Below are 14,442 nucleotides of genomic sequence, written 5' to 3' on the forward strand. Positions count from 1 at the left end.
GGCACGATTTCAAGCGAAACCGGCACCGGACCCGCCAGAGGTCAGGCGGTGCCCGCCGGGCCGGCCGAGACCATGACCAGCGCCGGACGCAGGACGCGGTCGGCGAGCAGGTAGCCCTTCTGCAGTCTCTGGGCGACGGTGCCCTGGGGATGCTCCGAGGGCACATTGGAGATCGCCTGGTGCCGGTGCGGATCGAAGGCCTCGCCGGGCTCGGGGGCGATCTCGTGCATCTGATTGCGCTCGAAGGCGCCGTTCAACTGGCGCAAAGTGGCCTCGACGCCTTCCTGCCAGGCCTGGGCGGTCTGCCCGGTCTGCGCCAGGGCGGCCTCGAGGCTGTCGCGCACCGGAATGAGGCTCTCGGCAAAGGACTCGGTGCCGAACTTGCGGGCCTTGGCGACATCCTCCTGGGCGCGGCGCCGGACATTCTCGACCTCGGCGTGGGCGCGCAGCATCTGATCATGATACTGAGCCACCTTGGCCTCGGCGTCGGCCAGCAGGGCGGCCAGGTCCTCGCCCTCGCCGGCCGGGACGGCGCCCCCGGCGGGGGCGTCCTCCGGGCCGGACGGGCCGGGCTCGGGAATCGGATTGTCTTGGGGATCCAGGTCTTGCTCGGATGCCGACATACGGGGGTCTCCACTACGGATGAAATTATTGGGGATGAAAAACGATGAGATGTCACTTGGGGGCGGTGCCGCCGATTTCAAGGCCCCCTCAAGCCCAGCCGCCCAGATCGCGCGCGATCAGGCCCGCATAGCCCCGCGCCCAGCCCGGCGCCGCGTTCAGACAGGGCACGTAGCGGAATTGCCCACCGCCCGCGCCGAGAAAGGCCTCGCGACACTGCATATCGATTTCCTCGAGGGTCTCCAGGCAGTCGGCCAGGAAGCCCGGACACATCACGTCGACCGTGCCCACCCCCTCGCGCGCCCAATCCCGCAAGGTGGGCAGCGTATAGGGCTGCAACCAGGGCGCGGCGCCGAAACGGCTCTGGAAGGCCACGTGCAGGCGGGCGCCGTCGGCGCCCAGTCGCTCGCGCAAGGCGCGGGCGGTGGTCATGCATTCGCGGAAATAGGGGTCGCCCCGGCGCACCGAGGCCTCGGGCAGGCCATGAAAGCTCAGCAGCACGCGGTCGGGAACGCCGGCGGCCGCCCAATGCGTCCGCAGGGCCTCCAGCAGCGCCTCGATATAGGCCGGATCCCGGGGAAACGAGGCCATGAAACGCAGCGCCGGCTGGCGGCGCAGTCGCGCGGCGTAAGCGCACACCGCATCGACCGCGGTCGCCATCGTGCTGGCGGCGTACTGTGGATACATGGGCGCCACCAGGATGCGGCCGCAGCCCTCCGCGCGCAGGGCGTCGACACCCGCGGGGATCGAGGGATTTCCATAGCGCATCGCCAGGCGCACGCGCGCGTCGAGGCCGCGCCCGGCCAGGTCCGCGGCCACCGCATCGGCCAGGTCGCGGCTGTACACCAGCAGCGGCGAACCGCGCTCGAACCAGATCTCGCGGTACTTCGGCGCCACGGCCGCCGGGCGCCGGGTAAGCACGAACAGGCGCAGGATCACCTGCCACAGCGCGGCCGGCAGCTCGACCACGCGGGGGTCCGACAGGAACTCGCCCAGGTAGCGGCGCACCGCCGCGGGCGTCGGCTCGTCGGGCGTGCCGAGGTTGATCAGCAAGACGCCCAGCGGGCCGGGCCCCGCATCGGGGGCATCGAGATCCAAGGCGGTGGGATCCGGGAGTTCGGGCAGGAAACGGGACATGTGAATGGATGGCGGAAACGAGGGGTCTATCGAGGTGCGGGGGGCCCAGCGCCCTCAGGAGGCCGAATGGCCAAGGGCGTTTGAGAGCATGCGGGCGGTGAGATCGACGATGGGGATGACGCGCTCGTAGGCCATGCGCGAGGGGCCGATCACCCCCAGCGTGCCGATGACCTTGCCGTCCACGCCGTAGGGCGCGGTGATGACCGAGACATCCTCGAGAGGCACCAGTCGCGAGTCGCCTCCGATATAGATCTGCACCCCCTGGGCATGGCTGGAGACATCGAGCAGATGCAGCAGGTCGGTCTTTTGCTCGAACAGGGCGAACAGGCGCCGCAGGCGGTCCATGTCGGCGGTCATCTCGGAGATCCCGAGCAGCTTTCCCTCGCCCGAGATCACCACCGCCTCGTCGTCGGACGTCTCGGTGCTGGTGCCCGCCTCGACCGCCGCCTGCATCAGCCGGGAGATGTCGGTCCGCAGGGACGAGAGCTCGCCGGCCAGCGCCCGGCGCACCTCGTGGAAAGATCGCCCCGAGAAATTCCGGTTGAAGAAATTACTGGCCTCGAGCAGTTCGACCTCGGTGTACTCGCGAGTCACGAACAAGATGCGATTCTGGACATCGCCCTCGGGCGTGACAATGATCAGCAGGACGCGCCGGTCGGACAGCCGGATGAACTCGATGTGGCGAAACACCTGCGAGCGCTTGGGGGTCAGCACCACGCCCGCGAACTGCGACAGGTTCGACAACAGCGAGGCGGCCGCGGCCACCGCCCGGCCGGGCTCGGCCGCCGGCAGGAATTCCTGCATGCGCTCCGCCGAGCCAGCCTCGTAGGGCTGCACCGTCAACAAGGTATCGACAAACATCCGGTAGCCCAGCGGCGTGGGCACGCGCCCCGCCGAGGTGTGGGGGCTGTGGATCAGACCCAGGTCCTCGAGATCGGCCATCACATTGCGGATGGTCGCCGGCGACAGATCGAACATCTTTGAAAGCGTGCGCGAGCCCACCGGCTGTCCATCGTCGATGTAGCGTTCGATCAGCGCCTTGAGCAGCGCCTTGGCTCTGTCATCCATGTGCCGTCCCAGTACCGGGAGGCTCGTCCTGCGGCATCTACCGCAGCGCAGCGCCGAGCATCCCCCTATAATCGGATTCTGCCCCTATTATTCCATTAATCGGCGAGGTATTCCGTCCCATGCACTTCAAAACCGTGGCCATCGTGGGCCGATACCAGGATAGCGGCCTCGATGCGCCGCTGCGCCGGCTCGCCGGCACCCTGCGCCACGCGGGCTGCGACGTGCTGATCGAGGCGGATACCGGCCGCAACACCGGTATCGCGGAATACCCCCTGGCCTCATTCGAGGACATCGGCCAGCGCGCCGACCTGGCCATCATCATGGGGGGCGACGGCACCATGCTGGGCGCCGCCCGGCGCCTGGCCACCAGCGGCGTCTCCATGATCGGCATCAACCACGGCCGCTTGGGCTTCATCACCGACATTCCCCTGGGCAGCGCCGACGAGGCCATCGCCAGCATCCTCAATGGCGGCTACGAGCTCGACGAACGCATCCTGCTCGAAGGCCGCGTCATGCGCGGCGCCGAGCAGATGTATTCCGGGCTGGCGCTCAACGACGTCATCATCAACCGCGCCGGACGCGGCGGCATGATCGAGCTGCGCGTCCAGTTCAACGGCGCCTTCATGTACAGCCAGCGCGCCGACGGCCTGATCATCGCCACACCCACCGGCTCCACCGCCTATGCCCTGTCGGCCAACGGCCCCATTCTGCATCCGCAGGTCAAGGCCCTGGTGCTGGTGCCGGTCGCTCCCCAGACCTTGTCCAACCGCCCGATCGCCCTGCCCGAGGACGGCGTGCTGAATATCACCATCCGGGCCCTGGGCCGGGTCGAGTCGGGCGCCAGTATCCACTTCGACATGCAGACCTGGTCCAACTGCCAAGAAGGCGACCGCATCGACGTGCGCCGCAGCCCCCATCGCGTGCGCTTCCTGCACCCGACCGGCTACAGCTATTTCGCCACCCTGCGCAGCAAACTCAACTGGAACCGCATGCTGCACCCCTGGGGCGACCCCGATGCGGACGCCGACACGGACACCGACTGAGACCGGTCCATGCCATGCTGCGCGAGCTGCACATCAACGACTTCGTCATCGTCACCCAGGCCGGCCTCGACTTCGAAGCCGGCTTCACCGTGTTCTCGGGCGAGACCGGCGCCGGCAAGTCCATCCTGATCGATGCCCTGTCCCTGGCGCTGGGCGAGCGCGGCGAGGCCTCGTTGCTGCGCGAGGGCGCCGAACGCGCCGACATCAGCGCCCGATTCGACGCCCCCGAGGCCGCCCTCGATTGGCTCGCCGAACAGGCCCTCGAAGGCCCCGAGCTCATTCTGCGGCGGGTGATCGACCGCCAGGGTCGCAGCAAGGCCTATATCAACGGCACGCCCGCGACTCTGGCCCAACTGCGCGACCTGGGCGCCCTGCTGGTCGACATTCACGGGCAACACGCCCACCAGAGCCTGCTGCGCGTTGCCGGCCAGCGCGAACTGCTCGACGCTCAGGGCGGCCACCAGGCCCTGGCGCGCGCGGTCGCCGGCGCCTGGCAGGACTGGCGCGCGGCCGCCTCCACCCTCGACGAGGCTCGCCGCGATGCCGAGGGCCAGGCCCAGGCCCGAGAGCGTCTCGCCGACGACCTGGCCGCGCTGGACGCCATCGATCCCCAGCCCGGCCAATGGCAGGATTTGTGCGCGCGCCAGGCGCGCCTCGCCCATGCCCAGACCCTGCTCGAGGGCGCGGGCCAGGCCATCGAGGCACTGGACGGCGAACAGGGCTCCGCCGCCCAGGCCCTACACGCCGCGCGACACGCGCTGCAACCCCTGCTGCGCCACGACACCGCTCTGGACGAGTTCTACCAAGCCGTCGAATCCGCGCGCATCGTCTGCGCCGACGCGGTCTCCGGGCTCAACGCCTACCTCGACCGCATCGAGCTGGACCCCGATGCCCTGGCGCAGGCCGAGCAACGCATGACGCGGCTGTTCGATGCGGCGCGCCGTTTCCATACCGAACCCGAGGCCCTGCCCGAACTGCACGAGCGCCTGCTCGAGCAAGCCCGGGCCGACGCGGCCGCGCTCGACCTCGAGGCCCTCGCCGCCGCATGCCGCGAGGCCGAGACCCGCTACCGGCGAGAGGCCGCCGCCCTCAGCCAGGCACGCGCCGCCACGGCCGCCCGGCTGGGCGCAGAGGTCGGACAAGCCATGCAGACCCTGGCGATGGCGGGCGGCGCCTTCGAGGTCGCACTGCACGAGGCCAAGCCCGGGCCGCATGGCCTCGAATCAATCGAATTCCTGGTGTCCGGCCATGCCGGGGTGCCGCCGCGCCCGCTCGCCAAGATCGCCTCGGGCGGCGAACTCGCGCGCATCTCGCTCGCCTTGTCGGTGATCGCCAGCCGCGCCGCGCGCGTCCCCACGCTGATCTTTGACGAGGTGGACGCCGGCATCGGCGGCGCGGTGGCCGAGGTCGTGGGCCGCCTGCTGCGGCAACTGGGCGAGCGTCACCAGGTGCTGTGCGTGACCCACCTGCCCCAGGTCGCCGCCTGCGCCACGCACCATTTCCAAGTCAGCAAATCCACTAATGGCGGCGCCACCTCGACCTCGATCCAGGGGCTGGGCCGGGCCGCGCGCGTCGACGAACTCGCCCGCATGCTGGGCGGCCTCACGATTACCGAGACCACCCGCAAGCACGCGCGGGAAATGCTGGGGCCTGACGCGCGCTAAGCGGCGCGCCAGCGGCGGATCATTTGCTGCTGGCCGAGCACTTTGGACAGATCCCGTACAGCATGACGGTATGGCTCTCGAGCGTGAAGCCGCTGTCCTTGGCAATGCGATGCTGGCGCTTTTCGATCTCGGGGTCCGAGAACTCCACCACCTTGCCGCAATTGGTGCAAATCAGGTGGTCGTGATGATCGCCGTCGTTGAGCTCGAAGACGGCCTTGCCGCCGTCGAACTGGCTGCGCAGCAAAATGCCGGCCTGTTCGAACTGAGTCAGCACCCGATAGACCGTCGCCAGGCCGATGTCGACATCCTCGGCGATCAGGGCGCGATAGACGTCCTCGGCGCTGTGGTGGCGGTGTTCGGCCTTGCGAAATATGTCAAGGATCTTGAGGCGAGGAAAAGTCGCCTTCAAGCCCATGTTTTTAAGTTCAAGCTGGTCATTCATGATTGAAGTATCCCGGGTAATGCCCTGAAAGGCAAGTTGCCCAAAATCCCCCGGCGCCTGCACGGAAGCTGCCCGCGCTATGATGCGCAAGTTCGAATACCTTTATGATAGCGGTTTTGGGGGGCTTCGAACCGGACGCCCCCATTTTCGACACAGGGAAAATTGTGCGAATCCTTGCCACCGAACACCTTTGCCGGATCAGGGCCTGCCTGGTCGCCGGAATCATGGCGGCCACGCTATCGGCCTGCGGCTCGACGAACTGGGGCTTTCCCTACCGCGCGACCATCCAGCAGGGCAATTGGATCACAACCGGACAGGTTGCCCAACTCGAGGTCGGCATGACGCGCGACCAAGTCCGCTTTGTCCTGGGCACCCCGACGCTGCAGGATCCGCTGCACGCCGACCGCTGGGACTACCCCTATTACAACCAGCCAGGCTACGGCAAAGACGAGTTGCGCAAATTCACCGTCTGGTTCGAAAACGACCAGTTGACCCGCTGGTCCGGTGATCCGCAGCCCGACCGCCAGCCCTTCCAGAAAGCCGACAGCGGCAAGGAGGCCATCGCCCTCCCCGGCAATGCCGGCACGGACGAGGATGCGGCGGGCGCGACACCGGAAGCGGTAAAGGAGTAAGCAATGCGTATTGCCATCGCGGGTGCCGAAGGGCGCATGGGCCGCATGCTGATCGAGGCCGTGCTGGACACCGCCGACCTGAAGCTGACCGTGGCGCTGGACCGCCAGGGTGCGGCATCGCTGGGCGACGACGCCGGCGCCTTTCTCGGGCGCGACACGGGCGTGCGGATCACCGACGACCTCGACGCCCTGGCCGGGGCTGACTGCCTGATCGACTTCACCCGCCCCGAAGGCACCCTCGCCCATCTGCAAGCCTGCGTGCGCCATAACGTCAAGGCCGTCATCGGCACCACCGGGTTCGATACGGCGGGCAAGCAGGCCATCCGCGCCGCCGGCCAAAAGACCGCCATTGTGTTCGCCCCCAACATGAGTGTCGGCGTCAACGCCACGCTCAAGCTGCTGGACATGGCCGCCCGCCTGCTCAACAGCGGCTACGACGCCGAGGTCTTCGAGGCCCACCACCGCAACAAGGTCGATGCCCCCTCGGGCACCGCGCTCGCCATGGGCGAGGCCGTCGCCCACGCCTGGGGCGTATCCCTGGACGAGGTCGCCGACTGGGCGCGCCATGGCAACACCGGCGTGCGCGAAACCGGCCATATCGGGTTCTCGGTGGTGCGCGGCGGCGACATCGTCGGCGACCACACCGTGTATTTCTGCGGCACCGGCGAGCGCATTGAAATCACCCACCGCTCCAGCAGCCGCGCCACCTATGCCCAGGGCAGCCTGCGCGCCGCGCGCTACCTGGCGCGCAAGGAATTCGGGCTGTTCGACATGCAGGACGTCCTGGCGACCTGAGGCCCCGATCGACGCCCCCGACCCTGGCCCGCAAACGCCGGACCGGGGCGCGCGGCGGATGGGCGCCTCGCCCCACAGCAAGACTCAGTCCAGCAGCACCGGCTCGCGCTCCAGTTCCACCCCGAACCGCGCCCGCACGTCCTCGCACACCGCCCGCGCCAGCCGCAACACATCCGCCGCCGCCGCCCCGCCGTGATTGACCAGCACCAGCGCCTGGCGCTCGTGCATGCCCACCGGCCCCAGGCGCCGGCCCTTCCAGCCCGCCTGCTCGATCAGCCAGCCCGCCGCGAGCTTCACCCGGCCATCCGGCTGCCCATAGGCCGGCAGGCCCGGGAATCGCTCGCGCAGGGCCTCGGCCCGCACAGCCGGCACCACCGGGTTCTTGAAAAAACTGCCGGCGTTGCCCAGCAGCGCCGGATCGGGCAGCTTGCGGCGACGGATGTCGCAGACCGCGTCGAACACTGCGCCCGGGGTCGCCTCGCCACCGGCCAGCGCGGGATGCGTGCGCAGATCCGGATAGTCCAGCACGGGATGCCACACCTTGGGCAGGCGAAACCGCACCGCCAGGATCAGCCAGCGGCCCGCGCCCGCCCGCTTGAACAGGCTGTCGCGATAGGCAAAGCCGCAACCCTCGGGCGCCAGCTCGACGCGGCGCGCCGCCTGGATGTCCCAAGCCACCACGCCCTCCAGGCGCTGGTCCAGCTCGAGGCCATAGGCGCCGATGTTCTGCACCGGCGCCGCGCCCACCGTGCCGGGAATCAGCGCCAGATTCTCGAGGCCGGGCCAACCCTGGCTCAGGCAATAGGCCACGAAATCATGCCAGGGCTCGCCCGCCGCCGCCTCGATCACCCACGCCTCGCGATCCTCGCGTCGCAGGCCAATGCCGCGCAGGCCCACCCGGGCCACCAGGTGGCGTGGCCGCTCGCACATCACCACATTGCTGCCGCCGCCAAGCACAAACACCTCGTGTCCCGCATCCGCCAGTGTGCTCAGGATACGGGCGTCCGCCTCGCCCTCGACATACAGCGCGCGCGCGCGCGCTGGCAGGCCCAGGGTATTGAAGCCTTGCAGATCCTGTTCGGTCATGTCCGGTGCCATGCGCATCCCAGCCCGCGGCAAAATCGTAAGCATAACGCGCGGATGCCGCACGGAGCCCGCGACCGCCACAAGCCCGATTGACAAGCCATGCCGAGGACATGCTAGAATTCGCCTCCCTGCATCGGTGGCGACGGGTTTGTCCAGCGCCTGGCGAGGTGCTCCAGGCCAGTGGAAACATCGTCTTCCGGGCGCCCGGGGCGGCCCGGGTTAATTTGACAGACGCCCCGATCGGAACTAGAATGCAGGGCTTAGCTTGATAGCTAACGCGGGAATAGCTCAGTTGGTAGAGCGCAACCTTGCCAAGGTTGAGGTCGCGAGTTCGAGACTCGTTTCCCGCTCCAGGATTTTTGTCCATGGACATCCACCAACGTCCATAGATGATTCAAAAAAGGCCGGAAACTTTGTTTTTCGGCTTTTTTTCGTCCAGAAATGAGCACCGCGATCAGAGTGCACAACAGGCCGGTCGGCGCTATCGGTGATCGTCTCAATGGCGACATCCAGCATGGTATTCACCAGGTCAGCATCGGGGCGCGTGCCCACGGACCAACTGACCACTAACCCATCGAAGCAATCGATCACGGACGACAGAGACACCTTGCCTGCCGGCAGATGGAACTCGGTAATGTCGGTGAGCCACTTTCTGTTCGATGCGCCAGCCTGAAAGTCGCGATTGAGCAGGTTCTGTGGCGCCGTACCCACCTCACCTTGGTAGGAGCGGTACCGGCGCCGCTTTACGGCAACGACGACGAGTCGCTCCTGTTTCATCAGGCGTCGCACAACCTTTTCAGAGACGCGGGTGTGCGCCCTGGACAGTGCCGCATGGATCCGACATTACGCTGGAATACGTGTGGGGACAAGAAAGAAAAATGTCTGCGTACGGATGAACGTGATGGCAGACGTTGTGTCGGCGTCATGTTTATCCATGAGGATTCAGGCTTAACAGGGTTCCATCGTCCAGCCGGCTCATCCAGCGCTTGGCGCTGCCGGAGCGTACCGGGTATTGCGCCAGCAACTCATCCACGTCGATGACGCCGGTTTCCCGCGCCCAGGTCAGGAACAGGCGCACGGTCTTGACGCTGGTGCAGCAGGCCAGCAACCCGCTCTTGCAGAAGCTGCAATGCACCGCTAGCATCAAAGTTGTCGTTGGGATAGGCATAGACGCCGTGCCCCAGGCGCACCAGCCAGCCGCTCTCGGCGTAGCGAGCGGCCAAATTGACCTTATGGTGGAACTTAACGACAAAATCCAATCGAAATCCGTCAGGTTGAGAAACGCGGCTGGATCGGCCCACCATCACTGACGACGGGCCAAGATTGGAAGGCGGTTCCGGTTGTTCTCCCAGTACGACTCGAAGGCAAAGATCATCGCCTATGCTTGGGTCAACGATGAATCATCGGTCAACCTCATGCAAGACATCTGCCTCTGCTTCGCCATCATCCATTGAGGAGACCAATGATTGAGGCCTTCAGCCCCCGACTCTTGCCATCGTATTCAAATTTAATTATATTGAATACCAATACCTCAGGTAGGAGCACACCATGCCAAGAGCAAGCACGACGACCATGACGGTCCGCCTCAGCGGGACTCTCAGCGACTTCGTCGCCACCAATGTGGGGGACCAGGGCGCCTACGAAAACGTCAGTGAGTACATGCGCGATCTGATCCGCCGGGACAAGGAGCGCACCGAGCGGGAAGCGTTTGACCGGCTGAAGACGGAGCTGGCCCATGCCTACGCAGCCCCAGAGTCTTCGTACCAGCCCCAGACAGCGGCTGACGTGATTGCACGCAACCAGGCTTAAACGCGTTGGCCAAGGTACAGATCCGAGTCCAGGAGGCAGCCTCCTACCGGATCGACGAGATCTATCGCTACACGAGAGATCATTGGGGCATGCAACAGGCTGACCGCTATATCACCGGCTTGTTCGAGGCTTTTGACGGAATCGAGAGCCGACGGACAACATCACGTCCCATCCCCGCTAAGTTCGGCATCAACGGTTACTTCTTCCGCTACGAACAACACTTCGTCTATTGGCGCCGGCTGTCAAACAACGGCATCGGTATCGTGACGATCCTCCACACGCGGATGCACCAGATTGACCGATTCAAAGAGGATTTTGATTTGTAACAACCGCTGTGCCTTCTCGTGAGACCGGAATTTGCCCATAATCTTGCCCATCCCGTTCGGATAGGATAGAAAAACCCTATTTTCATCAAAAAGTTAGAACCTGATCCAGTGACTCGTTTCCCGCTCCAGGATTCAAAAAGGCCCAAATTTCGGTTTGGGCCTTTTTTCGACCCCATGCCACCCACGAACGATGAACATCCGCCAGGCCATGGCGATCAGCGCTACCCTATGAACAGGGTCGAGCGCTCATCAGGCGCGACTCATCACACCGCCCCAACCGCATCGAGCCAGGACCCTCATGCGGTCATCCGTGCGGAAAAGAAAATCATCGATAACACCGGACCGATGTCGCTGGTGCCACTACGATAATATTTTCATGAGACGACTGCGACGCGGCGTGGCGTACGAATGCATTTGTCTAAAGAGGGGCTTGACGATGAATGAAAAAGATCTTGTGCTGGGGCCAGTCCTGTCGTTCCGAGGCACCGGCAAAGGCGATACCTGGAGAGTAACGGCGTTGATTGGCCTCAAGGCAGGTGTAGAGGCTCCAGGCTTCCAGGTGGATGGCAAGGCATGTCCACCTCCGCAGGAGCTCTTGCTCACGCGCGGCGAACGCTATCTGCGCTACGACGTATCCTGCAAAGTCTTGAAGGACGAGCGCACGGTGAACTACGGCATCCCTCGCGGGCTGACGTGGAACATGACAGTGCCGGGCAAGGATCTCCGTCCGCGCATGGCCTACGTATCGTGCAATGGGTTTTCCGACCCTGCCGTGATGAGAAAAATCATCCGGACTTCGAACGCAGTCTGGGAAGACCTGCTCTATAGCCATGATCGCACTCTGCGCAGAGCGCCCGGGGCTGGCGAGGTCAAGCTCCTGGACAAGGAACAGCTGTGGCACGAGGAGCGCATTCATGCCAGGGGGCTGCAGCGCTTCCACTTGATGCTCATGGGGGGCGACCAGATCTATTTCGACTCCATCTGGGAAGACGTCAAAGCGCTTCGACAATGGGTTGCCATGCCTCGCCAAGCCCAACTGGATTTCAAAGTGACCAAGCCCCTCGAACGTGAGATCGAGGCCTACTACCTGAATCTGTACAAGCAACGATGGCTCCCCACTGAAAGGCAGCCGTGGTCAACGACCACGGCTGCACTCGATGCAGGAGCAGCGATGGCATCCATGCCCACCATCATGATGTGGGACGATCACGACATCTTTGACGGCTGGGGATCGTATAGCTGCGAGATGCAGAACTGCGAGCTCTTTCAAACTCTGTTTCGCCACGCGCGCAGGGCATTCTGGGTGTTCCAGATGCAACATGCGGTGGCGGATCTGCCTAAGCTGGAGGACGCGACACCCATGGGCTTCTCCCGCCAGGACCCCATTTTCAAACCCATCCTGTGGAGCAAGGTCCTCAGCAAGGACCCGCTTGCGCTCCCGCTGCTCGATAATCAGCCAGGCTTTACATCAGCATATTCGATCGGCCCCGTCGCTATCGTCGCCGCCGACTTGCGCACCGAGCGCTCGCGCACCCAAGTGATGGGACCGGACACATGGCGGCAGATCAAAGCATGGACCGGTAATCTCAAACCCAGAGGGTTTGGGCCACAACCAAAGAATGGATGCCAACACCTGCTGCTCATGTCCTCCGTACCGGTGGTCCACCCGAAACTGCCCTTGGCAGAGCTTTTCCTGGATAAATTCGGACAAGACCACGTCACCGACAGCAACGCCGACGACCTGAAAGATCACTGGTCCCATGATGATCACGAAGGTGAACGAAAGCGCCTCCTGGAAGTGCTCTCCAGCGTAGCTCGCGACAAGAAAATCCGCGTTTCCCTGATTTCCGGAGACGTGCATGTGGCGGCTTGGGGAACAGCCTACCGCAGGGACCTCCCGGCCTCGGAGACTTGGTCCCAGATGCATCAATTCACGTCGTCCGCCGTGGTGCACCCCTCGTTGATGGGGGTGACAGAGCGGCTGTTTCTGGCCTGGTTGAACTCCAATGCCAAAAAGCCTCAAAACATCGACGTACAGTATGTCGCCGAGGTCATGACCTTTCCGGGCCATGACGCGCATGTCATGGCGGCGCGCAACTGGCTCGCTCTGGAGCTGGATCCCGGGACTGCTGGGGAATGCAAACTATGGGCAAGCTGGCGATGTGAAACCGAAACGAGTTTCTCAAACCATTTGGTGGCAGTGGCGCCCATTTCCTAAGTCGAAAAACAAGAGCGCACAGTACTGGGCGACCCAACCGCATCAAAATGCTCAACACCAGAACCTAGGCGAAATACATGACTGCACGACCCGACCTCGACATGGACAACCCCAGCACGGCCATCGCGCGCGTGCTTGCGGGCAGCTTGCAAACGCTGGCATTTGCCAGTGCCAGCCATGTCTATAACCCGCTGATCTACATGTGGGCGGCGCACCGGGAATACTTGCAGCGCCACGGCAATCGGGCTGGCCGGATTCTGCTGGTGGGGATGAATCCCGGCCCCTGGGGCATGGCTCAGACCGGAGTCCCCTTTGGTCAGGTCGCCATGGCGCGCGACTGGCTGGGGATCGAAAAACCCCTGGGCAGCCCCCTGCCGGAGCAGCACGACAAATACCCCATTACCGGCTTTGGCTGCCACCGCAGCGAAGGCAGCGGGGATCGTTTCTGGGGCTGGGCGCGCGCGCGCTTCGACAGCCCCGACCGATTCTTCCAGGATGTCTTCGTCTGGAACTATTGCCCCTTGCTGTTCCTGCGCAATAACCGCAACCTCGTCCCCGAGCAATTGCACAAGGCCGAACGCGAGCCACTGTTCGGCATCTGCGACGCGGCGCTGGACGCTGTCATTCACGCAACCCGGCCACGCGTGGTGATCGGGATCGGGCGCTTTGCCCATGGCCGCGCGCAGGCCATCGTGGGCGACACCGTGCCTACGGCGTACCTGCTGCACCCCAGTCCGGCCAATCCCACGGCCAACCAGGGCTGGGCCGAGGTTGCCGACCAGACCCTGGCCCCCTGGCTGTGATGGCGCTGGCGCTGCCGGCCTCAGACCACCCCCGGGCGCCACATGCTATCCGCGCGCCCCGGATCAGCCCTCAGGACGCGATTTTGCCTGCGAACTCGACCAGCCGCCGGCTCTGGAAACGGACGGCGGCCTTGGTCTCGTCGCTCAGTGCGCCCATGTTGGAGCTCGTGCCATAGGGGTTGCCGCCAGCCGCAAACAACGAGGGATCGGTATAGCCGGGCGCGACGATGATCGAGCCCCAATGCATGAAGGTCGTATACAGGCCAAGCAGCGTGGATTCCTGGCCGCCATGCATGTTCTGGGCGCTGGTCATCGCGCTGACGGCCTTGTTTGCCAGGTGGCCGCCCTGCCAGGCGCCGCCCAGCGTATCGATGAACGCGCGCATCTGGCTTGCCACGGTACCAAAGCGCGTGGGCGCGCTGAACAAGTAGGCGTTGGCCCATTCCATGTCGGCGGCACTGGCTTCGGGCACACTGGCGGTACGCTCGGCTTGCGCCTTCCAGGCCGCTTGCCCGGCCACCACCGATTCCGGCGCTGTTTCGCGCACCTTCAGGAGACGCACCTCGGCACCGGCTTCGCGCGCGGCGGCCGCGCCCTCTTGCGCCATTGCGTAATTGGTGCCATAGGTGCTGTAGTAAATGACCGCCAGCCGAACGTTGCTCATGGGTATTCTCCATTGGAAAAAGAAGCCGCCTTGCTTGTCGCCAAACAATTCCAGCAAGCCGCAGGCCATTCTTTTGCCAAAAGCCCGCGCGACGGTTCGAAGCGCGCGGGACCCCTCATTGGCGGGTAAAAATG

General features: G+C 64.8%; 16 protein-coding genes, 1 tRNA gene and 2 pseudogenes. 10 read left to right on the forward strand and 9 right to left on the reverse strand.

Annotated elements, in window-relative coordinates; genetic code table 11:
- Positions 1–41: 41 nt before the first annotated feature.
- From grpE to hrcA, 3 genes are all read right to left on the reverse strand, one after another.
- Positions 42–623: a nucleotide exchange factor GrpE gene (gene grpE, locus ABS761_RS12935; protein ID WP_350408754.1), complete on the reverse strand. Its 582-nt coding sequence runs from the start codon at positions 621–623 to the stop codon at positions 42–44.
- Positions 624–711: 88 nt separating this feature from the next.
- The gene (gene hemH / locus ABS761_RS12940; RefSeq protein ID WP_350408755.1) at positions 712–1,758 is read right to left on the reverse strand and encodes a ferrochelatase; all 1,047 of its coding nucleotides are present in this window, start codon (positions 1,756–1,758) and stop codon (positions 712–714) included.
- A gap of 54 nt (positions 1,759–1,812) precedes the next feature.
- Positions 1,813–2,826 carry a heat-inducible transcriptional repressor HrcA gene (hrcA, locus tag ABS761_RS12945; protein WP_350408756.1) on the reverse strand — a complete coding sequence of 338 codons (1,014 nt, stop codon included), beginning with the start codon at positions 2,824–2,826 and terminating at the stop codon, positions 1,813–1,815.
- A gap of 119 nt (positions 2,827–2,945) precedes the next feature.
- Here hrcA and ABS761_RS12950 point away from each other — a divergent pair, with 119 nt between their 5' ends.
- Together ABS761_RS12950 and recN are read left to right on the forward strand one after the other, a co-directional pair.
- Positions 2,946–3,869, forward strand: a complete 924-nt coding sequence (locus ABS761_RS12950; RefSeq protein WP_350408757.1) for an NAD kinase — start codon at positions 2,946–2,948, stop codon at positions 3,867–3,869.
- A 14-nt stretch (positions 3,870–3,883) separates the two neighbouring features.
- Positions 3,884–5,533 carry a DNA repair protein RecN gene (gene recN, locus ABS761_RS12955; RefSeq protein ID WP_350408758.1) on the forward strand — a complete coding sequence of 550 codons (1,650 nt, stop codon included), beginning with the start codon at positions 3,884–3,886 and terminating at the stop codon, positions 5,531–5,533.
- A 19-nt stretch (positions 5,534–5,552) separates the two neighbouring features.
- On the opposite strand, the gene fur is transcribed toward recN, so the two are convergent.
- On the reverse strand, positions 5,553–5,975 hold the full coding sequence (gene fur / locus ABS761_RS12960) for a ferric iron uptake transcriptional regulator (RefSeq protein ID WP_350408759.1): 423 nt from the start codon (positions 5,973–5,975) through the stop codon (positions 5,553–5,555).
- 224 nt (positions 5,976–6,199) lie between these two features.
- On the opposite strand from fur, the gene ABS761_RS12965 reads away from it, so the two are divergent.
- Positions 6,200–6,607, forward strand: a complete 408-nt coding sequence (locus ABS761_RS12965) for an outer membrane protein assembly factor BamE (protein ID WP_350408849.1) — start codon at positions 6,200–6,202, stop codon at positions 6,605–6,607.
- 3 nt (positions 6,608–6,610) lie between these two features.
- Positions 6,611–7,402: a 4-hydroxy-tetrahydrodipicolinate reductase gene (gene dapB, locus ABS761_RS12970; RefSeq protein WP_350408760.1), complete on the forward strand. Its 792-nt coding sequence runs from the start codon at positions 6,611–6,613 to the stop codon at positions 7,400–7,402.
- Between the two features lie 84 nt (positions 7,403–7,486).
- On the opposite strand, the gene murB is transcribed toward dapB, so the two are convergent.
- Positions 7,487–8,488, reverse strand: a complete 1,002-nt coding sequence (gene murB / locus ABS761_RS12975) for a UDP-N-acetylmuramate dehydrogenase (RefSeq protein ID WP_350408761.1) — start codon at positions 8,486–8,488, stop codon at positions 7,487–7,489.
- A gap of 277 nt (positions 8,489–8,765) precedes the next feature.
- Between murB and ABS761_RS12980 the strand changes: the two genes are divergently transcribed.
- A tRNA-Gly gene (locus ABS761_RS12980) sits at positions 8,766–8,841 on the forward strand.
- A gap of 58 nt (positions 8,842–8,899) precedes the next feature.
- Here ABS761_RS12980 and ABS761_RS12985 read toward each other — a convergent pair.
- The 3 genes and pseudogenes from ABS761_RS12985 to ABS761_RS16945 all read right to left on the reverse strand — a co-directional run.
- Positions 8,900–9,328: pseudogene (locus ABS761_RS12985) on the reverse strand (DDE-type integrase/transposase/recombinase); the annotation flags it as partial.
- Positions 9,329–9,416: 88 nt separating this feature from the next.
- Positions 9,417–9,596, reverse strand: a pseudogene (locus tag ABS761_RS16940) (type IV toxin-antitoxin system AbiEi family antitoxin domain-containing protein); the annotation flags it as partial.
- Complete coding sequence (locus ABS761_RS16945; RefSeq protein ID WP_502881434.1) at positions 9,514–9,792, reverse strand: AbiEi antitoxin N-terminal domain-containing protein; 279 nt, start codon at positions 9,790–9,792, stop codon at positions 9,514–9,516. The pseudogene ABS761_RS16940 and the gene ABS761_RS16945, both read right to left, overlap by 83 nt.
- A gap of 18 nt (positions 9,793–9,810) precedes the next feature.
- On the opposite strand from ABS761_RS16945, the gene ABS761_RS12995 reads away from it, so the two are divergent.
- The 5 genes from ABS761_RS12995 to ABS761_RS13015 all read left to right on the forward strand — a co-directional run bounded on the left by ABS761_RS12995 (position 9,811) and on the right by ABS761_RS13015 (position 13,644).
- Positions 9,811–9,942 (forward strand): hypothetical protein, encoded by a 132-nt coding sequence (locus ABS761_RS12995; RefSeq protein WP_502881439.1) that lies wholly within the window; start codon positions 9,811–9,813, stop codon positions 9,940–9,942.
- A 94-nt stretch (positions 9,943–10,036) separates the two neighbouring features.
- On the forward strand, positions 10,037–10,297 hold the full coding sequence (locus ABS761_RS13000) for a ribbon-helix-helix domain-containing protein (protein WP_350408762.1): 261 nt from the start codon (positions 10,037–10,039) through the stop codon (positions 10,295–10,297).
- 5 nt (positions 10,298–10,302) lie between these two features.
- On the forward strand, positions 10,303–10,623 hold the full coding sequence (locus ABS761_RS13005) for a type II toxin-antitoxin system RelE/ParE family toxin (RefSeq protein ID WP_350408763.1): 321 nt from the start codon (positions 10,303–10,305) through the stop codon (positions 10,621–10,623).
- Positions 10,624–11,059: 436 nt separating this feature from the next.
- On the forward strand, positions 11,060–12,841 hold the full coding sequence (locus ABS761_RS13010) for an alkaline phosphatase D family protein (protein ID WP_350408764.1): 1,782 nt from the start codon (positions 11,060–11,062) through the stop codon (positions 12,839–12,841).
- Positions 12,842–12,918: 77 nt separating this feature from the next.
- The gene (locus ABS761_RS13015) at positions 12,919–13,644 is read left to right on the forward strand and encodes a uracil-DNA glycosylase family protein (protein ID WP_350408765.1); all 726 of its coding nucleotides are present in this window, start codon (positions 12,919–12,921) and stop codon (positions 13,642–13,644) included.
- A gap of 70 nt (positions 13,645–13,714) precedes the next feature.
- On the opposite strand, the gene wrbA is transcribed toward ABS761_RS13015, so the two are convergent.
- Entirely contained in the window at positions 13,715–14,308 is a 594-nt protein-coding gene (wrbA, locus tag ABS761_RS13020; protein WP_350408766.1) for an NAD(P)H:quinone oxidoreductase type IV, read from the reverse strand.
- Positions 14,309–14,442: the final 134 nt, after the last annotated feature.

Source organism: Castellaniella sp. GW247-6E4 (assembly GCF_040276065.1).
GTDB lineage: Bacteria > Pseudomonadota > Gammaproteobacteria > Burkholderiales > Burkholderiaceae_B > Castellaniella.